19 protein-coding genes are annotated in these 19,112 nt (G+C 71.2%); 11 read left to right on the forward strand and 8 right to left on the reverse strand.

The features are described 5' to 3' along the window. Positions 1-173: 173 nt before the first annotated feature. From ccrA to KVF89_RS04375, 3 genes are all read left to right on the forward strand, one after another. Positions 174-1,523, forward strand: coding sequence for a crotonyl-CoA carboxylase/reductase (ccrA, locus tag KVF89_RS04365; RefSeq protein ID WP_257423691.1), 1,350 nt, complete (start codon positions 174-176; stop codon positions 1,521-1,523). 295 nt (positions 1,524-1,818) lie between these two features. Beyond that, positions 1,819-3,060 (forward strand): coiled-coil domain-containing protein, encoded by a 1,242-nt coding sequence (locus tag KVF89_RS04370; protein WP_257423692.1) that lies wholly within the window; start codon positions 1,819-1,821, stop codon positions 3,058-3,060. Continuing rightward, positions 3,057-4,208: an AI-2E family transporter gene (locus KVF89_RS04375; RefSeq protein ID WP_257423693.1), complete on the forward strand. Its 1,152-nt coding sequence runs from the start codon at positions 3,057-3,059 to the stop codon at positions 4,206-4,208. The genes KVF89_RS04370 and KVF89_RS04375 overlap by 4 nt, the downstream gene beginning before the upstream one ends. A 15-nt stretch (positions 4,209-4,223) precedes the next feature. Here the strand turns inward: KVF89_RS04375 and KVF89_RS04380 are convergent, their stop codons facing one another. Then, a complete protein-coding gene (locus KVF89_RS04380) occupies positions 4,224-5,186 on the reverse strand; it encodes an EamA family transporter (RefSeq protein WP_257423695.1) in 963 nt (320 codons plus the stop codon). Positions 5,187-5,225: 39 nt separating this feature from the next. Between KVF89_RS04380 and KVF89_RS30350 the strand changes: the two genes are divergently transcribed. Further along, positions 5,226-5,765: a CGNR zinc finger domain-containing protein gene (locus KVF89_RS30350; protein WP_257423696.1), complete on the forward strand. Its 540-nt coding sequence runs from the start codon at positions 5,226-5,228 to the stop codon at positions 5,763-5,765. Between the two features lie 27 nt (positions 5,766-5,792). Here KVF89_RS30350 and KVF89_RS04390 read toward each other — a convergent pair whose 3' ends face one another. From KVF89_RS04390 to KVF89_RS04400, 3 genes are all read right to left on the reverse strand, one after another. Continuing rightward, a complete protein-coding gene (locus KVF89_RS04390) occupies positions 5,793-6,590 on the reverse strand; it encodes an alpha/beta fold hydrolase (protein WP_257423847.1) in 798 nt (265 codons plus the stop codon). Between the two features lie 132 nt (positions 6,591-6,722). Beyond that, a complete protein-coding gene (locus tag KVF89_RS04395) occupies positions 6,723-7,889 on the reverse strand; it encodes a 3-hydroxyacyl-CoA dehydrogenase family protein (RefSeq protein WP_257423698.1) in 1,167 nt (388 codons plus the stop codon). An 83-nt stretch (positions 7,890-7,972) separates the two neighbouring features. Next, entirely contained in the window at positions 7,973-8,275 is a 303-nt protein-coding gene (locus KVF89_RS04400) for a DUF167 domain-containing protein (protein ID WP_257423699.1), read from the reverse strand. Between the two features lie 25 nt (positions 8,276-8,300). Here KVF89_RS04400 and nucS point away from each other — a divergent pair, with 25 nt between their 5' ends. Beyond that, positions 8,301-8,999, forward strand: a complete 699-nt coding sequence (gene nucS, locus KVF89_RS04405; RefSeq protein WP_257423701.1) for an endonuclease NucS — start codon at positions 8,301-8,303, stop codon at positions 8,997-8,999. A gap of 14 nt (positions 9,000-9,013) precedes the next feature. Further along, complete coding sequence (locus tag KVF89_RS04410; RefSeq protein ID WP_257423703.1) at positions 9,014-9,616, forward strand: DUF952 domain-containing protein; 603 nt, start codon at positions 9,014-9,016, stop codon at positions 9,614-9,616. A 22-nt stretch (positions 9,617-9,638) separates the two neighbouring features. Here KVF89_RS04410 and KVF89_RS04415 read toward each other — a convergent pair whose 3' ends face one another. Continuing rightward, positions 9,639-10,163: a ferritin gene (locus KVF89_RS04415; protein ID WP_257423705.1), complete on the reverse strand. Its 525-nt coding sequence runs from the start codon at positions 10,161-10,163 to the stop codon at positions 9,639-9,641. Between the two features lie 38 nt (positions 10,164-10,201). Beyond that, the gene (locus KVF89_RS04420; protein WP_257423706.1) at positions 10,202-10,405 is read right to left on the reverse strand and encodes a hypothetical protein; all 204 of its coding nucleotides are present in this window, start codon (positions 10,403-10,405) and stop codon (positions 10,202-10,204) included. 93 nt (positions 10,406-10,498) lie between these two features. On the opposite strand from KVF89_RS04420, the gene KVF89_RS30355 reads away from it, so the two are divergent. Further along, the gene (locus tag KVF89_RS30355; protein WP_257423708.1) at positions 10,499-10,864 is read left to right on the forward strand and encodes an ArsC/Spx/MgsR family protein; all 366 of its coding nucleotides are present in this window, start codon (positions 10,499-10,501) and stop codon (positions 10,862-10,864) included. An 82-nt stretch (positions 10,865-10,946) separates the two neighbouring features. Here KVF89_RS30355 and KVF89_RS04430 read toward each other — a convergent pair whose 3' ends face one another. Both KVF89_RS04430 and KVF89_RS04435 read right to left on the reverse strand, forming a co-directional pair. Beyond that, positions 10,947-12,986, reverse strand: coding sequence for an ethylmalonyl-CoA mutase (locus KVF89_RS04430; RefSeq protein ID WP_257423711.1), 2,040 nt, complete (start codon positions 12,984-12,986; stop codon positions 10,947-10,949). A 97-nt stretch (positions 12,987-13,083) separates the two neighbouring features. Then, positions 13,084-13,449: an STAS domain-containing protein gene (locus KVF89_RS04435; RefSeq protein ID WP_257423712.1), complete on the reverse strand. Its 366-nt coding sequence runs from the start codon at positions 13,447-13,449 to the stop codon at positions 13,084-13,086. Between the two features lie 131 nt (positions 13,450-13,580). Between KVF89_RS04435 and KVF89_RS04440 the strand changes: the two genes are divergently transcribed. From KVF89_RS04440 to KVF89_RS04455, 4 genes are read left to right on the forward strand one after another with little or no spacing between them, the layout of a single operon-like run. After that, the gene (locus KVF89_RS04440) at positions 13,581-14,156 is read left to right on the forward strand and encodes a cob(I)yrinic acid a,c-diamide adenosyltransferase (RefSeq protein ID WP_257423714.1); all 576 of its coding nucleotides are present in this window, start codon (positions 13,581-13,583) and stop codon (positions 14,154-14,156) included. Next, positions 14,156-15,127: a lytic transglycosylase domain-containing protein gene (locus tag KVF89_RS04445; RefSeq protein WP_257423715.1), complete on the forward strand. Its 972-nt coding sequence runs from the start codon at positions 14,156-14,158 to the stop codon at positions 15,125-15,127. The genes KVF89_RS04440 and KVF89_RS04445 overlap by 1 nt, the downstream gene beginning before the upstream one ends. A 43-nt stretch (positions 15,128-15,170) precedes the next feature. Continuing rightward, a complete protein-coding gene (locus KVF89_RS04450) occupies positions 15,171-15,704 on the forward strand; it encodes a hypothetical protein (protein WP_257423717.1) in 534 nt (177 codons plus the stop codon). Between the two features lie 57 nt (positions 15,705-15,761). Continuing rightward, a complete protein-coding gene (locus tag KVF89_RS04455) occupies positions 15,762-18,932 on the forward strand; it encodes a DEAD/DEAH box helicase (RefSeq protein ID WP_257423719.1) in 3,171 nt (1,056 codons plus the stop codon). Positions 18,933-19,112 lie beyond the last annotated feature (180 nt).

Raw genomic sequence — 19,112 nt, forward strand, 5'->3', positions numbered from 1 at the left:
GTGGCCCATGGAACGCGCCGCCGAGCCCAGGACGGTGCCGTCGCCGCGAACGGCATTGGGGTGAGACGAGAGTCACGAACCCACCACTGAGTGATTACCGACGGGTATCTTCGCGGCGGCCGTATTGCCACCCAGCCCAACTGGCACGCACCGATCCCAGGGAGACGACGACCGTGCAGCACATCCTCGATGCCATCCTCGCCAGCGAGTCCGGGGAGGCCTCCGCGGAGGACTTCGCCAACCTCGAGCTTCCCCAGTCCTACCGGGCCGTCACGGTCCACAAGGACGAGGTCGACATGTTCGAGGGCGTCGCCTCTCGCGACAAGGACCCCCGCAAGTCGCTGCACATCGACGAGGTCGCCCTGCCCGAGCTCGGCCCCGGGGAGGCCTTCGTCGCGGTGATGGCCTCCGCGATCAACTACAACACCGTGTGGACCTCGATCTTCGAGCCCGTCTCCACCTTCGGCTTCCTCGAGCGCTACGGCCGCGAGTCCGACCTCGGCAAGCGCCACGACCTGCCGTACCACATCGTCGGCTCCGACCTGTCCGGCGTCGTCCTCGCCGTGGGCGCGGGCGTGACCAAGTGGAAGCCGGGCGACCGCGTGGTCGCGCACTGCCTCTCGGTCGAGCTCGAGGCCCCCGACGGCCATAACGACACGATGATGGACCCCTCCCAGCGGATCTGGGGCTTCGAGACCAACTTCGGCGGCCTCGCCGACGTCGCCATGGTCAAGGCCAACCAGCTGATGCCCAAGCCCGAGCACCTCACCTGGGAGGAGGCCGCCTCCCCCGGTCTGGTCAACTGCACGGCGTACCGCCAGCTCGTCTCGTCCAACGGCGGCAACATGAAGCAGGGTGACAACGTCCTGATCTGGGGTGCGTCCGGCGGCCTCGGCGGCTTCGCCACCCAGTACGCCCTCAACGGCGGCGCCAACCCGGTCTGCGTGGTCTCCAACGAGGAGAAGGCCCAGATCGTGCGCAACATGGGCGCCGAGATGGTCATCAACCGCTCCGAGCTCGCCCCGAAGTTCTGGAACGACGAGGGCACCAAGCAGAACCCCAAGGAGTGGCAGCGCTTCGGCAAGGCCATCCGCGAGCTCACCGGCGGCGAGGACATCGACATCGTCTTCGAGCACCCCGGCCGCGAGACCTTCGGTGCCTCGGTCTACGTCACCCGCAAGGGCGGGACCATCACCACCTGCGCGTCGACCTCCGGCTACATGCACGAGTACGACAACCGCTACCTGTGGATGAACCTCAAGAAGATCATCTCCAGCCACTTCGCCAACTACCGCGAGTCGTGGGAGGCCAACCGCCTCATCGCCCAGGGCAAGATCCACCCCACCCTGTCGCGCGTCTACAGCCTCGACGAGGTCGGCCAGGCCGCGATCGACGTGCATCACAACAAGCACCAGGGCAAGGTCGGCGTGCTCGCCCTCGCCCCGCAGGAGGGCCTCGGCGTGAAGAACGAGGAGCTCCGCGCGAAGCACCTCGACAAGATCAACCTGTTCCGCGGCATCTGACCGTCCCGCCGACCCGGCGCAGATTGAACCCTCTGGGACACCGATCCGGCGCAGATTGAATCTGAGATCACGTCGACCCGGCGCAGTTTGAACAGCCGCTGTTCAAACTGCGCCGGGTCGGCGTCGTTCCGCGTTCATTCCGCGCCGGGTCGATGTCGTGGCGACACATCCCGTGCCAGGTCCAGCCGAACCGGCGAGCCGGGGTGGGCAACATTGGAACGATCAGGGATCATGGGCGGGGTTCGTGCACGCACACCCCCCATGACCGCACCGAGAGCCAGGGAGGCTCAGTTCCATGAGCGACGAGGGTCTGTCCATCTTCGACGACGAGCCCACCCCGACCGAGGAGTCCAAGACCGTGACGACCAAGGCCACTGACGACGAGCCCACCCAGGTCATCCCGGCGGTGAAGACGGCCGAGACCCCGGCGGCTCCCGCGCAGGCGGCTGCCCGCCCCGTCACGACCCCGCGGCCCACCTCGGCGCCGGCCACCCCCAGCGCCGCGCCGGCCGGTCGACCGGTCGGCTTCAACTCCCCCGGAGCGACCGGCGGCCTGCCGATCGTCCGCAAGGGCGGCTACGACCGCGACGCGGTCGACGCGCAGATCCGCCAGCTCGCCAGCGAGAAGGCCACGCTGGGCGCCAGCCTGACCGAGTCCGAGCAGCGCGTGATCGACCTCGAGAAGGAGGTCGCCCGGCTCAGGTCCGAGCTCGCCGAGATGGACAACCCGTCGTACGCCGGGCTCGGTGGCCGGGCGAGCGCCATGCTGCGCCTCGCCGAGGAGGAGGCCTCCGAGATTCGCGCCACGGCCGAGGCCGACGCGGCCGAGGTCCGCGACCAGGCCACCCGCGACGCGAAGGCGATCCGCGCCGAGGCCGCCCGCGAGGCCGACGACATGCGTGCGGTCCAGCTGCGGGAGCTGGAGGAGAACCGCACCCGCCTGCTGACCGACGCCGAGCAGGAGCGGGCCCTGGCGAGGAGCGAGGCCGAGGACACCCTCGCCGCCGCGCGCCGCGAGTCCGACCAGCTCCGGCTGGCCTCGCAGCAGGAGGCGACCGAGCTGCGCAGCCAGGCCCAGCGGGAGGTCGAGCAGGCGCGAGCGGCGGTCGACCGCGAGGTCCAGGAGGCCCGCCGGGCGCTGGCCATGGAGAAGGAGCGGCTGGCTCGCGAGGCGACGGAGCACCACAACACGGCGGTCGCCGAGACCCGCCGCCTGGTCGAGGAGGCCGAGCAGCGCGCCAACGCCGCGGAGGCGCGCGCCGCGGAGGCCAGCAAGCAGTCCACCGCCAACCGCGCCGCCGCCCAGACCGAGGCCGAGGGTGTGCTCGCCCGTGCCCGCCGCGAGGCCGAGCAGGTGATCGCGTCGGCCCGCGCCCAGGCCGAGGCCATCACCTCCAGCGGCGACGCGGACCTCCAGCGCGAGCTCGCCGCCAAGCGCGCCGAGCTCGACCGACTGACGAAGCGCCGCGCCTCGATCACCGCCCAGCTCTCCTCGCTCGCCGACCTCGTCGCCGGCTTCGGCGAGGACGAGAGTTGAGCGGGTCCGGCCACGCGGAGGTCACGAACGCGGACGGGGTGAGCGAGCACGCCGGGATCGATCCCGCCGCTGCCGCACCCGCGCCCGTCGCGTCGCCGTACGGCGAGCCGGGCAAGCCGTTCGATCGCCGCTCGCCGTTCTTCTACGGCTTCGTCGGCGCGCTGGGCGCGCTGATCGCCTTCTGGCTCTTCAACGCACTCCTGGGCATCGGTTCGACGCTGATGCTGATCGTGGTGGCGTTCTTCCTCGCCGCGGGCCTGAACCCGTCGGTGGAGTTCCTGGAACGCCGAGGCCTGCGCCGGTCGTTCGCGGTCGTGGTGGTGATCGTGGCGGCCCTGATCGCGGTGGTGCTGTTCCTGGTCGCGATCGTGCCGGTCATCACCGACCAGGTGACGGCGCTGAGCAAGAACATCCCGGTCTGGATCGACGAGCTGGAGCGCAACAAGAAGGTCCAGGAGCTCAACGAGGAGTACGGGATCCTCGACCGGATCACCAGCTTCGTCACCGACGGCGACTTCATCTCCAACCTGTTCGGCGGTGCGCTCGGCGTCGGCCTGAAGGTCATCTCGGCGCTCTTCAACGCCTTCATCGTCATCGTGCTGACGCTCTACTTCCTCGCCTCGCTCAAGACCACGACCGGCGCGATGTACCGCCTCGCCCCGGCCTCGCGCCGCGACCGCGTCTCCGCACTGGGCGACAAGGTGATCGCCAACATCGGAGGCTACGTCTCCGGCGCCTTCCTGGTCGCGCTGTGCGCCGGCCTGAGCTCGCTGGTCTTCCTCTACTTCACCGAGGTGCGCGAGTACGCCGTCGCACTCGCCTTCGTCGTGGCGCTGCTGGACGTGATCCCGATGATCGGCGCGACGATCGGCGCCGTCCTGGTCTCCGCGATCGCGTTCGCGACCGACCTCAAGACCGGCATCGCCTGCGTCATCTTCTACGTCATCTACCAGCAGTTCGAGAACTACGTCGTCTACCCGCGCGTGATGAGCAAGTCGGTGGACCTGCCGGGAGCCGTGATCGTGATCGCGGCGCTCATCGGCGCCGGGCTGCTCGGCGTGGTCGGTGCGCTGCTCGCCATCCCGGTCGCGGCCGCGATCCTGCTCATCATCCGCGAGGTCGTGGTGAAGCGCCAGGACCTGCGCTGACGCGTCCTCGGCTCCTCAGACGAGGACCGGCTCGTCCGCCTCGAGGAGCACGCTGCGCTCGCCCAGCTTGACCGCGACCACGCCGGCCAGGATCAGCGCTCCGCCGAGGAACTGGACGGCGCCCGGCAGCTGGTCGAGCAGCAGCCAGGCCCAGACCACGGCGGCGACGACCTCGCTGAGCGCGACGAACGACGCCAGCCGCGAGCCGAGCCGGCGGCTGGCCGCGATGCCCGTCGTGTAGGCGAGGGCGGCCGTGACTAGGCCGAGGAGCAGCAGGGCCACCCACGGCGCGACATCGAGGCCGGCGTAGGCCACCTGCTCGGCGTTCATCGCCATCGGCATCAGCCCCAGCAGACCCAGCAGGCCCAGCAGCACACCGCCGATCACCAGACCGCCGGCGGCCAGGCCGAGCGGTGGGATCCCACTGCGCTCATCGGCGGAGATGACGAAGTACGTCGCCGCGCCGACCATCGCGCCCAGCGCCCATGCCGCCCCCCGCAGGTCGACGTCGGCCCCGGCGAAGAGGTCGAGCACCAGGACCAGTCCGAACGCGGCGATGACGGCCCCGGCGACGGTGAGGCGGCCCGGGCGCTGGCCATGGACCAGCCACATCCACCCGACGACCGCCGCGGGCGCGGTGTACTCGATCAGCAGGGCGGGGCCTACCTCCAAGGTGCGCACGGCCGAGAAGTAGCAGTACTGCGCGCCGGCGACGGCCAGGCCGCCGTACAGGAGCACCGTGGGCGCGCCGCGGCGCAGCACGCCCCAGCGTCCGCGCAGCGCGACCAGGCCGAAGGGCAGGACGACGAGGGCACCGATCGCGATCCTGAGCAGGACGACGCTGCCCGCCGTCCAGCCGCTGTCGAGCAGCGGGCGGGCCAGGGATCCGGACAGGCCGAAGGTAATCGCCGACGTCAGCGCGAAGGTGAGGCCGGTGGTCGTCGCATCCCGACCAGCGTCACGGGTCAACGTCGTCATGACTCATGACAGTAGGCCCGAATGGAGTAACCTGTCAACGTGGTCTTCGCCCATGACACCTCCCTCTCCCTCCAGGCCGCCGTGGCCCTCGTCAACGGCAGCCTCGATCCGGTGACCATCAGCACGCCCGACGAGCTCGACACCTTCTTCACCGAGTTCGGCTACACGGGCCGCCATGACCGCGACCAGCCCGAGGTGGACGCCACCCTCGCCGTCGCGCCGCGACTGCGCGAGCTGCTCACCGCCGACCGCGACGACGCCGCCGACATCGTGAACGCCATGCTGCGCGACGCCTCCGCACTCCCCCAGCTGCGCCGCCACGACGGCTACGACTGGCACCTGCACGCCGTCGACAACGACGCACCGTTCCCCGAGCGGATCCTGGTGGAGACGGCGATGGCGATGATCGACGTGATCCGGGCCGACGAGATGTCCCGGCTCTCGGTGTGCGCCGACGACACCTGCGGGGGCATCGTCCTCGACCTCTCGCGCAACCGGTCGAAGCGGTTCTGCTCGGTCACCTGCGGCAACCGCAACGCCGTCGCCGCCTACCGGGCCCGACAGGCCGAGGAGGGCTAGCGGATCCAGCCGCCAGGGGGACGGCCGCTAGTCCCCCAGGAAGCGACGCAGCACCTCGAGGAAGAGCTCGGGCCGCTCGGAGTGCAGCCAGTGACCGGTGTCCTTGAGCGTCACCTTGCGGTTGCGCGGGAACCACCGGTCCATCGCGGGCTCGTACTCCGGGCGGACGTACGACGAGCGCCCCCCGGCGAGCCACAGCACCGGACCGTCGTACGGCGGCACGTCGGTGAGCTGCGCCTCGGGCCATTCGCCGATGACCGCCAGGTCCCGGTCGAGCACGTCGAGGTTGACCTGCCAGGCCCATCCCGAGGGCGCGGTGGGGTCACGGCGGAGGTTCTGGAGCAGGAACGAGCGCACCGTCGTATCGGGAACGGCCGGCTCGAGCAGCCGGTCCGCGTCCGAGCGGTGCACCACCTGGCCGAGGTCCATCCCACGCATCGCGGCGATGTAGCCCGGGAACTCGCGACTCTCGGGGTAGGCCACCGGCGAGATGTCGGCGACGCACAGCCGCTCGATCCGCTCGGGGTGGAGCAGGGCGAGCACCATGGCGACCTTGCCCCCGAGAGAGTGGCCGACCAGGGTGACCGGCTCGGCGCCCGGCCCGGCCCAGTCGGCCAGGGTGGCCAGCACATCGGCGGCGGCGTCGGCGAAGTCGAACCTCGCCGGCCACGGCGAGCGACCGTGGTGCGGCAGGTCGACGAGCAGCACCCGGTGCCTCTCGGCGAGCTGCTTGGCGATGCCGGTCCAGTTCTTGCCCTGGCCGAAGAGGCCGTGGAGGAAGACCACACGGCTCCCGGTGGAACCGAGAGCCGTGTGGTGAAGCATCACGCAAGCGAGCCTACTGCTCCCCACGGTCGGCCCCGACGACGCCGTCCGGGACCCGCCAATTGGGCACGAACCGCACGCCCGGAGCCTGAATTGTTGCGGTTTGGGACCAAACCGCAACAACTCACCGGCTCAGTAGGTGTGGAAGCCCTTGCCGGTCTTGCGGCCGAGCTCGCCGGCCTCGACCTTGGCGACCAACGTCGCGGCCGGCGCGAGGCCGGGCTGGCCGAACTCACCGTGCAACTCCTTCTGGATGGCCAGCGACACGTCGTTGCCGACCACGTCGAGCAGCTCGAACGGGCCCATCGGGAAGGCCGCGGTCTCCTTGATCGCGGCGTCGATGGTCGCCAGCTCCTCGCCGCCCTCGGCGAGCTTGATCGCGTCGTTGAGGTAGGGGAACAGCAGCAGGTTGACGATGAAGCCCGCGCGGTCACCGGCCGAGACGCCGACCTTGCCGACATTGGCGGTCAGCGCGCGCACCGTCTCGCCGACGTCGGCGGAGGTGGCTGGGGTCGTGATGACCTCGACCAGCTTCATGACCGGCGCCGGGTTGAAGAAGTGCATGCCGATGACGTCCTGCGGACGGTCGGTGGCCTCGCCCAGCTTGGTGATCGGGAGCGAGGACGTGGTCGTGGCGAGGATGGCACCCGGCTTGGCGATCCGGTCGAGGTCGCGGAAGAGCTGGAGCTTGAGCTCGAGGTCCTCGGCGATGGCCTCCACGACGATGTCGACGTCGCCCAGCGCCTCGCGCTCGGTGGAGCCGGTGAGCCGACCCAGCAGCGCGTCCTTGTCGCCCTCGGTGCTCTTGCCCTTCGCGATCGCCCGATCGAGGTTCTTGGTGATGTAGCCGATGACGCCGTCGAGCTTCTCCTGGCCGCGACCGACGAAGACGACGTCGTACCCGGCCTGGGCGAAGACCTGGACGATGCCCGAGGCCATGGTGCCGGTGCCGACGACGCCGACCCGGTTGATGTCGTGCTTGAACTGCGGCACGGCACCCTCGCCCGCGGCGGCGGCCTCGTCGGCGAAGGTGCGGCCCTCGGCGACGAGCTTGTCGAGCAGGCCGGCCGGCTCGTGCAGCTGGTCGCCGGTCTCGGCGTACCGGGCGGCCAGCAGGTCACGGACCTCGCCGACGCCGATCTCGTCCACGACCGTCAGCGGACCCTTCGGGTAGCCGCACCCGAAGCGCATGGCCGCGTCGATGTCGGTCACCGAGGCATAGCCCGACTCGTAGGTGCGCACCGCGTGGTTGAGGTACGGCAGCACCAGCGTGTTGAAGATCTGCTCGCTCGAAGTCATGGGCCGGATTCTGGCAGCCGGAGCAGGCCCTGACTACCCGTCGGTAACCATCGGTCGGCGATCGAGACAGAGGTCACAGAGACTCAGTCCCGCGGGCGCGGAACGACGACCCGCACCACCTTCGAGCGCGAGGTGCGCCCACGCACCATCGTCACCGCCGACCGCGGTACGCCGAGCGCCTTGGCCAGCCACCGGACCAGCTCGTCGTTGGCCCGGCCGTCCACCGGCGGTGAGGCGAGGCGGATCTTGAGCTCGGCGCCGTCGACGCCCGCCGGGCCGGCCGCACCGGTGCGCGAGGCGCCCGGCTGGACCCGCACGGCGAGCAGCCAGGCCGTCGTACTTCCCGGCTCCGGACGCCACCACGGCTGGTCGGGCTCGATCTCCACACAGAGGACTGTAGATTCGTCGCCCGTGAGACTCGTCGTTGCGCGTTGCCAGGTGGACTATGCCGGCCGATTGACCGCCCACCTCCCGATGGCGACCCGGGTGCTCATGATCAAGGCCGACGGCTCGGTGCTCGTGCACTCCGACGGCGGCTCCTACAAACCGCTGAACTGGATGTCACCGCCCTGCACCGTCCGCGAGGGCGAGGCCGAGGACGGCAGGGTCGAGTGGACGGTCACGGCGAGGGCCGCCAAGGGCCAGGAGCCCGACACGCTGCGGATCCTCATCGAGGAGATCCACCACGACACCCGGCACGAGCTGGGCATCGACCCGGGCCTGCAGAAGGACGGCGTCGAGAAGCACCTGCAGGAGCTGCTCGCCGAGCACCCGGCCACGCTGGCCGCGGGGCTGACCCTGGTCCGTCGCGAGTTCCCGACCGCCATCGGGCCGGTCGACCTCATGTGCCGCGACGGCGACGGCCTGTCGGTCGCCGTCGAGATCAAACGACGCGGCGAGATCGACGGCGTCGAGCAGCTCACCCGCTATCTCGAGCTCCTCAACCGCGATCCCCTCCTCACCGGCAAGGGCGCCGTGCGCGGCATCTTCGCCGCCCAGGAGATCAAGCCCCAGGCCCGGGTCCTCGCCGAGGACCGCGGGATCGCCTGCGCCGTCGTCGACTACGACGCGCTGCGGGGGCTCGACAACGCCGAAGACCGGCTGTTCTGAGCGCGGCCACGACGATGCCGATCTTCCACCTCGCCCTTCTCCACGACTGGGAGGTGGCACAGCGGGCAGGCAGCTACACCGTCTCCACCCGCGGCAGGTCGCTGGCCGACGTCGGGTTCATCCACGCCAGCCGCGCCGACCAGTGGACCGGCGTGCGCGACCGGTTCTATGCCGACGTCACCGAGCCGATGGTGCTGCTGCAGATCGACCCGGCGCTGCTCGACGTACCAGTCGTCGAGGAGGCCGCCGAGCCGGGCAGCGACGTGACGTTCCCCCACATCTACGGTCCCCTGCCGGTGGGCGCGGTGGTCAAGGCGATCCCCCTGCCGAGCAGCACCGCCGCCACATCGCCTGCCGTGCCCCCGGTCGTGCCGGGACCGGCCGCCACCCGCCCCGTCGGCGGGCCGCCGGCCGAGAGCTTCTCGCGGCTCTACTTCCGCGAGATGTTCGTCAACGTGGCCCTGCTGTGCGTCGTCATCGCCGTCGGGCTGCTGGGCGCGGTCGTGGGCCACGCCGTGTCGGACGACGGGGGCCGGGGCATCGGCGGCCTCGCGGGCATCGCGGTGGGCATCGCGGCGGCGGTACTGCTGTTCCGCCGCCGACACGGCGAGCCCTGAGTCCGGCCAGGCCCGGGTCCGGTCAGGCGCCGGCGGCCGCGGGCGCGGTCGGGTCGGCGGCGGCGCCGCCCTGCTCACGGGCGACCCAGTCCTCGATGGCGTTGATGTCGTCCTTGCTGCGGGTCACGACGGTCAGCAGGTCGTTCATCGTGGCGACCTCCTCGACCTGCTCCTTGATGAACCACTGCATGAACTGCTCGGAGGCGAAGTCGTTCTCCTCACGGGCGATCCGCAGCAGGCCGTTGATCTGCTCGGTGACCCGCTGCTCCTGCTCCAGCGCCAGCGCGACCGGTGCGACGACGTCCGCGAAGCCCGCGACCGGCGCCTCGACGCCGGGGATCTCGACCGCGGCGTCGGTGTCCAGGAGGTACTGCACCATCATCATGGCGTGCTGGCGCTCCTCGAGCGCCTGCCCATAGAAGAACGCCGCCAGCTGCGGCATCGTCAGCGCGTCGTAGTGGACGGCGCACGCGAGGTACTGGTTGTGCGCGGCGAACTCGTTGCCGATCTGGACGTTGAGCTGGTCGGTGAAGCGCGGAGCGGCCATGGCGTCAACCCTAGTGGAGACCGAGGACCCGAACCCGCTCAGGCGGCCTTCTGGAGGTCCTTCTTGGAGACCTTCTTGCCGCTGGTGGTCACCAGCACCCGCCGCTTGACGGTGAGCCCGTCGGGCAGCGTGCCCTCCTTGAGCATGCGCAGGGGGCAGCGGCCGCATTTCGACTTCGAGACGCAGCACTTCGTCTTGGGGAGCTTCTGCTTCCCCTTCGACTTCTTCTTGCCCTTGCCCACGTGAGGAGGGTAGGTCATTGAGGGTAGGCAGACCTAACCGACGTGACCCACGTCACGCATACTCCGGGCGGCGGCGGCCACTAGGGTGCGGTCGTGATCGAGATCTGGCTCAACCCTGCTTGTTCGAAGTGCCGCACCGCCGAGAGCGAGCTCCGGGCTGCCGGAGCCGACTACACCGTGCGGCGCTACCTCGACGAGCCGCCCACGGTCGCCGAGCTCGAGGACGTACTGGCCCGACTCGGGCTCGAGCCGTGGGACATCGCCCGCGCGGCCGACGCGAGCAGGCTCGGCGTCTCGCTGCCGGGCAGGGACGCCGCACACCGCGCGCAGTGGCTGGACCTGATGGCCACCCACCCCAAGCTCATCCAGCGGCCGATCCTCACCGCGTCGGACGGTACGACGGTCGTCGGCCGCGACCCCGCGTCGCTGTCCCGGGTGATCGCCGCCAGCCAACTGTAACTACGTGTTACGGCAAGGTTGTCCACCACACTGAGCACACGAGTCCCAGATCGAGTGGGTAACCCTTAGTTACAAGGGGCCGTCAGGAGAGGCCGTTGGCCTTCCGGATCACCTGGACGATGCCGCCCATGATCTCGGTCAGGCCGAAGTCCTTGGGCGTGTAGACGGCCGCCACGCCGAGCTCGACGAGCGCCTTGCCGTCGGACTCGGGGATGATGCCGCCAACGATGACCGGCACGTCGCCCATCCCGGCCGCCGCGAGGCCGTCGAGGACGGCGGGCACCAGCTCCATGTGGGAGCCGGAGAGGATCGACAGGCCGACGCAGTGGACGTCCTCGGCGACGGCGGCCGCGACGATCTGCTCCGGGGTGAGCCGGATGCCCTGGTAGATGACCTCGAAGCCCGCGTCCCGCGCACGCACGGCGACCTGCTCCGCGCCGTTCGAGTGGCCGTCGAGGCCGGGCTTGCCAACGAGCAGGCGTAGCCGCCCGCCGAGCTCCTCACCGGTGGTGCGCACGGCCTCGCGGACAGTGGTCAGCTCCGCTCCGGCCTCGGCGACGCCCACCGCACCCGCGACACCGGTCGGGGCGCGGAACTCGCCGAAGACCTCGCGCAAGGTGGCGGCCCACTCCCCGGTCGTCGCGCCCGCGCGCACGGCACGCAGGGTGGCGGCCATCAGGTTCTCGTCGGTCTTGGCCGTCTCGGCGAGAGCAGCGAGGGCAGCGGCCACCTCGGCGTCATCACGCTGCTCCTTCCACGCCTTCATCGACGCCAGCGCCGACGCCTCCGCCTCGGGATCGGCCGCCATGATCGCTTCGTCGAGGTTGGCGGTGAGCGGCGAGGGCTCGGTCGTCTCGTACTTGTTGACGCCGACGATGATCTCCTCGCCGGCCTCGATCCGGCCCCGGCGCGCGGCGTGCGCCGAGACCAGCTCCTGCTTCATGTACCCGGACTCGACCGCGGCGATCGCACCGCCCATCGCCTGGACCCGGTCCATCTCCGCCTTCGCGCCCGCGACCAGCTCGGCGACCTTGGCCTCGATCACGTGGCTGCCGTCGAAGATGTCCTCGTACTCGAGCAGGTCGGACTCGAAGGCGAGCACCTGCTGCAGCCGCAGCGACCACTGCTGGTCCCACGGCCGCGGCAGGCCGAGCGCCTCGTTCCACGCGGGCAGCTGGAGTGCCCGGGCCCGGGCGTTCTTGCTGAGCGTCACACCGAGCATCTCGAGCACGATCCGCTGCACGTTGTTCTCGGGCTGCGCCTCGGTGAGGCCGAGGCTGTTGACCTGGACGCCGTAGCGGAAGCGGCGCATCTTCGCGTCCTGCACGCCGTACCGCTCCCGGGCGATCTCGTCCCACAGCTCGACGAAGGCGCGCATCTTGCACGTCTCCTCGATGAAGCGGACGCCGGCGTTGACGAAGAACGAGATCCGGCCGACGACCTTCTCGAAGTCCTCGTCGGAGACCTGCCCCGCGTTCTTGACCTGGTCGAGCACCGCGATCGAGGTGCAGAGCGCATAGGCGATCTCCTGCACGGGCGTGGCGCCGGCCTCCTGCAGGTGGTAGCTGCAGATGTTGATCGGGTTCCACTTCGGGATCTGGTGGACCGTGTAGGCGATCATGTCGGCGATCAGCCGCAGGGAGTGCTCGGGCGGGAAGACGTAGGTCCCGCGCGAGAGGTATTCCTTGATGATGTCGTTCTGGGTGGTGCCCGCCAGGAGCTTGGCGACCTCCGCCGGCTCCATCTCGGGGTTCTGCTCCTCGGCGGCGACCTGGTACATCGCGAGCATCCACATCGCGACCGCGTTGATCGTCATCGAGGTGTTCATGTCGGTGAGCGGGATCTGGTCGAAGAGCTTGCGCATCTCACCCAGGTGCGGCACCGGTACGCCGACCTTGCCCACCTCGCCGCGGGACATGACCGAGTCCGGGTCGTAGCCGGTCTGCGTGGGCAGGTCGAAGGCCACCGACAGCCCGGTCTGCCCCTTGGCCAGGTTGGTGCGGTACAGCGCGTTGGACGCCTCCGCGGTCGAGTGACCGGCGTAGGTCCGCATCACCCAGGGACGGTCCTTGGCGTGCGATGCCTTCCCGGCGGAGCCGGCTGCGTCGGGCGAGGTGCTCATAGGCCGAAGCGTAGGCCGATCCCTACCGCGAGGTAACCGCCTGACGTGTGGGGTTGTCCACAACGCCGTCCCCGAGCCGGCGGCGTCGGGGAGGCGGTCAGGCGGGAATGGGCTCCCGCTCGAGCTCGATCAGCCGGATCAGCCGGGTCAGGTGCAGCATGCGGCGCACCGCGGGCTGGGCACCACGCAGCACGACGCGGACGCCGTAGCGCTGGGCCTGGCGGCTCGCGGCCGCGATCACCTTGAGCGCCGTGGCGTCGACCGAGTGCACCGCGCTGATGTCGATCACGACCGGGCTGATCCGGTCGGTGCCGCACCTGCGGATGTGGTCGTGGACCGCCGCCCGCAGCTCGCCGGTCGACCGGACGTCGAGATCACCTGCCAGGATCAAGATGGGCTCGCCGAGGACATGCTCGACGCGGCTGTGCTCGTTGAACGGCCGAGTGGACTGCCGTGCTGCCATGGTTCCCCTCCCGAGATCGATCCGGACAGACGCCCCACACGCCTGTTACCCACCATGACGCTCCGGCAGTCCGATCGGTTGCATCCCGGTCCGAAGTTTTTCGGCGGCCGCTCCGGACTACGCTCCGAGTCATGGTCAACCTCACCCGCATCTACACGCGCACCGGCGACGCCGGGCAGACCCGCCTGAGCGACATGAGCGTCACGACCAAGACCGACCTGCGCCTGCAGGCCTACGCGGACGTCGACGAGGCCAACGCCCACATCGGCGTGGCCGTCGCGACCGGTGGGCTCGAGGACGACGTGGTGCAGGTGCTGTTCCGGGTGCAGAACGACCTCTTCGACGTGGGCGCCGACCTGTCCACGCCGGTGGTCGCCGAGCCGGAGTACCCGCCGCTGCGCGTCGAGCAGGACTACGTGGACCGGCTGGAGGGCTGGTGCGACGCGTACAACGAGTCCCTCCCGAAGCTGCGCTCGTTCATCCTCAGCGGCGGCACGCCCGGCGCCGCTCAGCTCCACGTGGCCCGCACCGTCGTACGACGGGCCGAGCGAGCGGCGTGGGCGGCGTACGAGGTGCACGGGGAGATCATGAACAAGGTCGCGATCACCTATCTCAACCGGCTCTCCGACCTCGTGTTCATCCTCGCCCGGCATGCCAACCGCGCGCAGGGCGACGTGCTGTGGGTGCCGGGCGGCGAGCGGGACTAGTGGCCGCGCCGCGGCGCTCCGTGGCGCTGGTCGCCGCGACCGCGCTGCTGGCGGCCTGCGGCGGCGACCCGGCACCGCGGCCGCAGACCCGCACGCCCGCGCCTCCCGCGTCCGCCACTCCCCCGGCGCCGGCACCAACGACGGCACCGACGGACGCCGCACCCGCGACGCTCACCGCTCCCGCGCTCGCGGCCGACCCCGACGAACTGGCACGCCGCCTGATCGCCGCCGAGGACGCCCTTCGCGACCCGGACACCAACGAGGACGCGCTGGAGCAGGCGGCGTTCGAGACCCAGCTGCTCTACCGCCAGCTCGCGCGCCGCTCCGGCTGGCAGGACTCCGTGCTCGCGGCCGCCGGTCCCTACCGGGACCTGATGGCCGACCACGTCGAGGCCCGCAGCGAGCTGCGCGGCGTGCTCACCCGGCTGTCCGCCGAGGTGCCGGCCTGGCGGATCGTCGCCCCCGCTCCCGTCGACGAGCTCCGCGCCCACTACGACGAGGGTGAGCGGACCTTCGGCGTGCCGTGGGAGGTACTGGCGGCGGTCAACCTGGTGGAGACCGGGTTCGGCAGGATCCGCGGCTTCTCCACCGCCGGCGCGCGGGGACCGATGCAGTTCATCCCCGCGACCTGGGCCCAGTACGGCGAGGGTGACATCGACGACCCGCGCGACTCGATCCTGGCCGCTGCCCGCTACCTCGCGGCCAACGGCGGCGACCGCCCCGCGCGGCTCGACGGGGCGCTGCACGCCTACAACCGCCACACCGGCTACGTGCGTGGCGTGCGGGCCTACGCCCGGATCCTCGAGCGCGATCCCCGGGCCCTCGCCGGCCTGTACCGCTGGCAGATCCTCTACCTCTCCGAGCAGGGCGACCTCTGGCTCCCGCAGGGCTACCGTCGCCGCGCCCCGATGCCCGTCACGGCGTACGTCGCCCGCCACCCGGACCGGCTGCTCGGCACCGCGACGGACTGAAACCCGGTTGCCGCGCCGACGCCCGCCCCCGAGCATGGTGCCGGTGGACGTGACCTTCACGAAGCTGGCCGGCCGGTATGAGATCGCCGTACGCCGCACCGCGGGTGCCGAGCTCGCCCCGCGCAACGGTCCGGGGCACAGCGACGCCGTACCCCACGACGTCGCGCACCTGCTCGTCGAGACCGAGGAGGGCATCCGCGGCGGGGTCTACGGGCGGCTCGCCGCGGCGGACGGCGACGACGGCCTGTTCTGGCCGGTCGACCCGGCGGCGCGGCGGGCATCGCTGAAGAATCGCCGGGCGCCGACACCGGACGAGTCGGCCGACATGGCCCGCTCGGAGCGGCTCGCGTCGCTCACCGTGGCGCTGTGGGAGGTCGCGCGCGGTCGGCGCCGGCCGGACCCGGCGTGGCCCGGCCGCCCCGAGGACAGCGGGGTCGACGCGGGCCTGCTCGAGCGGCTGTTCGCCAGGTACGACGACTTCGCGGCCCGGTGGGCGGGCCTGCCGGCAGGTGGATCCGTCACGATCGCGTGGCCCTTCCCCGAGGGCAGCGGGAAGCGGCGGCGGGCCGGGCGCTGACCGGACCTGTGGATGGATGTCCGCGCCGTCGGACCCGCGTGCCACGATGAGCGGACCGTGAACATCCTTGCCGAGCTGACCGACGACTTCCTGGCGCGTCACTTCGACGCCCAGACGTTGGACCGCGCCCGCGGCATCGTGGCCGAGGGCGGTGTGCGCCGACCGGAGATCGGGATGCTGTCGGCGGCGTCCGTGACGGCGACCGCCGAGGTCGTCGGCAGCCGCCCGGCGCCCTACCAGGTCCAGATCCATGCGGAGGCGCCCAGCGCCGGCTACACCGGCTGGGTGTTCACGGTGTGCACCTGTCCGGTGCGCTCGGTGTGCAAGCACGGCGCGGCCCTCGCGCTGACCCTGCGCCAGACCTTCACGCAGCCGGCGGGCGAGTCGGCCTGGCGGCGCTCGCTCGAGCGGCTCGTCGGCGAGCTCGAGCGCCAGCAGCCGCTGGTGCACGAGGAGGTGCCGCTGGCGCTGGAGTTCTCGCTCGACCAGGGACGCGGCGGCTATCGCACCGCCGGACCCACCCTGCGGGTGCGTCCACTGCGCCGCGGCAAGAGCAAGCCCTGGATCAAGACCGGCGCCGAGTGGAACGACGTGGCCGGCAACTCCCGCGGGTTCGTGGCGCGTCAGGCCGACGCCCTCGCCGCCCTCCACACCCAGTGGGCCGGTCACCGCGGCTACTACTCGGCCGGTGTCGCGCCGGCGCTCGACGAGTTCGGCGACCAGGTCGTCCGCGCGCTGCGCAACGCCCGCGACGCCGGGGTGGAGCTGCTCGCCGCGCGACCCCTGCGGTCCGTCGCGATCGCCGACGAGGCGGCCGAGGTGGTCGCCGAGCTCGGCGACGTCGACGGTGGCACGACCATGCGCGCCGCGGTCACGCTCGGCGAGCGGACCTGGCGCGGCGAGTCCGTGGTGCTGGTGGGCTCGCCCGCCTCCGTGGTCGGCCTGCTCGATGAGACCGGGCACCTCGTCGTCGCCGCCACGACGGCGGCGGTGCCGCCCGCGCTGCGCCACCTCGTCGACGGGCCGCCGATCCTGGTCCCGCCGTCCGACCTCGCCGACTTCCGCGAGACGCTGCCCGGGCTGATGCGGCTGGTGCCGGTGCGCGCCGCCGACTCGGCCGTCGAGCTGCCCGCGCCGCTGACACCGACGCTGGTGCTGACCGTGTCGTGGCACACCGCCACGAAGGCCGGCCTCACCTGGCACTGGCAGTACGGCGACGCTCCCGACCGGAGCTGCCCGCTGACCAGCCGCGACACCCTCGGCGGCGTCCGGGACCGCGCGCTGGAGCAGGCCCTGCTGTCCCTCGTCCCCGCGGCGCTGCTGCAGGTCTCGACCGTCACCGACGGCGACGCGCTCACTCTCGCCATCCACGACCTGCCCCACCTGCGCGAGATCGAAGGCATCCAGGTGGTCGAGGAGGAGCGTCCCGACTTCCGCGAGGCCGACGTGGCGCCCGAGATCCGCTTCGACCTCGTCGAGCCGGAGGCCGGCGCCACCGACTGGCTCGACCTCGCGGTCACCGTCACCGTCGACAGCGAGCAGATCCCCCTGCCCGACGTGCTCGCCGCCCTCACCCTCGACCTGGAGTTCCTGGTCCTGCCCAGCGGCCTCTATGTCACGACCGACCGGCCCGAGTTCGACCGGCTGCGCGAGGTCGTCACCGCCGCCGCCGAGCTCCGCGAGCGCGACGGCGACCGGATCGGGATCGGCCACCACGATCTCGGGCTGTGGGCCCAGCTCGCCGAGACCGGGCTCGTGGACGCCCAGGTCGCGGAGTGGGTCGAGCGCGCGCAGGCGCTGCGCGACCTCACCGACATCCCCCAGCCCGAGCCCCGCGACCTCGCCACGGCACTGCGCAGCTACCAGCGCGAGGGCTTCTGGTGGCTGGCGTTCCTGTGGCAGCACGGCCTCGGCGGGGTGCTCGCCGACGACATGGGCCTCGGCAAGACCCTGCAGGTCCTCGCCCTGTTCACCCACGCGCGCGGCGAGCGGCCCGACGACCCGCCCTTCCTCGTGGTCGCCCCCACCAGCGTCGTCACAGCCTGGGCCACCGAGGCCGCCCGGCACGCACCCGGACTGCGCGTCGCAGTCGCCTCGCGTCGTACCGACGACGTGGCGGCGCTGGCGCGCGACCACGACGTGGTCGTCACCACCTACACACTGATCCGGCTGGCCCATGAGGCGTACGCCGCCGTCGGCTGGTCCGGGCTCGTGCTCGACGAGGCGCAGCAGGCCAAGAACCACCACAGCAAGACCTATCAGGCGGTCCGGAGCGTGGCGGCGCCGTTCAAGCTGGCCGTGACCGGCACCCCGTTCGAGAACCGACTGATGGAGCTGTGGTCGCTGCTCTCGATCACCGTGCCCGGCCTCTACCCGTGGCCGCGCGCCTTCAACGAGAAGGTGGTCCGGCCGGTCGAGCGCGATGCCGACCAGGTCGTCCTCGACCGGTTCCGGGCCCGGATCAAGCCGTTCCTGCTGCGGCGGACCAAGGAGCTCGTCGCCGACGACCTCCCGCCGAAGCAGGAGCAGGTGCTCCAGCTCGATCTCGGGCCGGCACACCGCAAGATCTACGACACCCACCTGGCCAAGGAGCGCCAGCGGATCCTGGGCCTGGTCGAGGACTTCGACCGCAACCGGGTGGCGATCTTCAGCGCGCTGACCAAGCTGCGCCAGCTCGCCCTCGACCCGGCCCTCGTCGACGACGAGCACGAGACGGTCGGCTCGGCCAAGCTCGACCTCCTCGTCGAGCACCTCCGCGAGATCACCGCCGAGGGCCACCGGGCCCTGGTGTTCAGCCAGTTCACCTCCTTCCTCACCCGGGTCCGCTCGCGCCTCGACGACGCCGGCATCACGACGACCTATCTCGACGGGGCCACCCGCGACCGGGGCGGCGTGATCGAGAGGTTCCGCTCCGGTGGGGCGCCCGTCTTCCTGATCTCGCTCAAGGCCGGCGGCACCGGCCTCACCCTCACCGAGGCCGACTACGTGTTCGTGCTCGACCCGTGGTGGAACCCCGCCGCCGAGGCGCAGGCCGTCGACCGCGCGCACCGGATCGGGCAGACCCGCCATGTCCACGTCTATCGGCTGGTCGCGACCGACACCATCGAGGAGAAGGTGATGGAGCTCAAGGCCCGCAAGGCCGAGCTGTTCGCCCAGGTCATCGACGGTGACGGCGCGATGAGCACCTCCATCGGAGCCGCAGACATCCGCGGGCTGTTCGAAGACTGACGCGCCCGTTGGCGCTGGCCCACGCCCACTCGGCTGCTGAGTCGAGGTGCAGTCGTGGGTCCATGACCTCGTGAAGGAACCGACCGACGGCCAGCCTCTCGCCTGCCCTTGGCGGTACAGGACGTGACGTGGTCGCTTTGCTCGGTCGTTTCGGGTTCGACCCACGCTGTACCTCAGGTG

This window comes from Nocardioides carbamazepini, assembly GCF_024614185.1.
Taxonomy (GTDB): domain Bacteria; phylum Actinomycetota; class Actinomycetes; order Propionibacteriales; family Nocardioidaceae; genus Nocardioides; species Nocardioides carbamazepini.

Excerpts from the sequence above, each read along its gene's own strand:
- KVF89_RS04370 (WP_257423692.1), top strand. The coding sequence starts at position 1,819 with ATGAGCGACGAGGGTCTGTCCATCTTCGACGACGAGCCCACCCCGACC.
- KVF89_RS04380 (WP_257423695.1), bottom strand. The coding sequence starts at position 5,186 with ATGACGACGTTGACCCGTGACGCTGGTCGGGATGCGACGACCACCGGC.
- KVF89_RS04390 (WP_257423847.1), bottom strand. The coding sequence starts at position 6,590 with ATGCTTCACCACACGGCTCTCGGTTCCACCGGGAGCCGTGTGGTCTTC.
- KVF89_RS04395 (WP_257423698.1), bottom strand. The coding sequence starts at position 7,889 with ATGACTTCGAGCGAGCAGATCTTCAACACGCTGGTGCTGCCGTACCTC.
- KVF89_RS04410 (WP_257423703.1), top strand. The coding sequence starts at position 9,014 with ATGCCGATCTTCCACCTCGCCCTTCTCCACGACTGGGAGGTGGCACAG.
- KVF89_RS04415 (WP_257423705.1), bottom strand. The coding sequence starts at position 10,163 with ATGGCCGCTCCGCGCTTCACCGACCAGCTCAACGTCCAGATCGGCAAC.
- KVF89_RS04430 (WP_257423711.1), bottom strand. The coding sequence starts at position 12,986 with ATGAGCACCTCGCCCGACGCAGCCGGCTCCGCCGGGAAGGCATCGCAC.
- KVF89_RS04435 (WP_257423712.1), bottom strand. The coding sequence starts at position 13,449 with ATGGCAGCACGGCAGTCCACTCGGCCGTTCAACGAGCACAGCCGCGTC.
- KVF89_RS04440 (WP_257423714.1), top strand. The coding sequence starts at position 13,581 with ATGGTCAACCTCACCCGCATCTACACGCGCACCGGCGACGCCGGGCAG.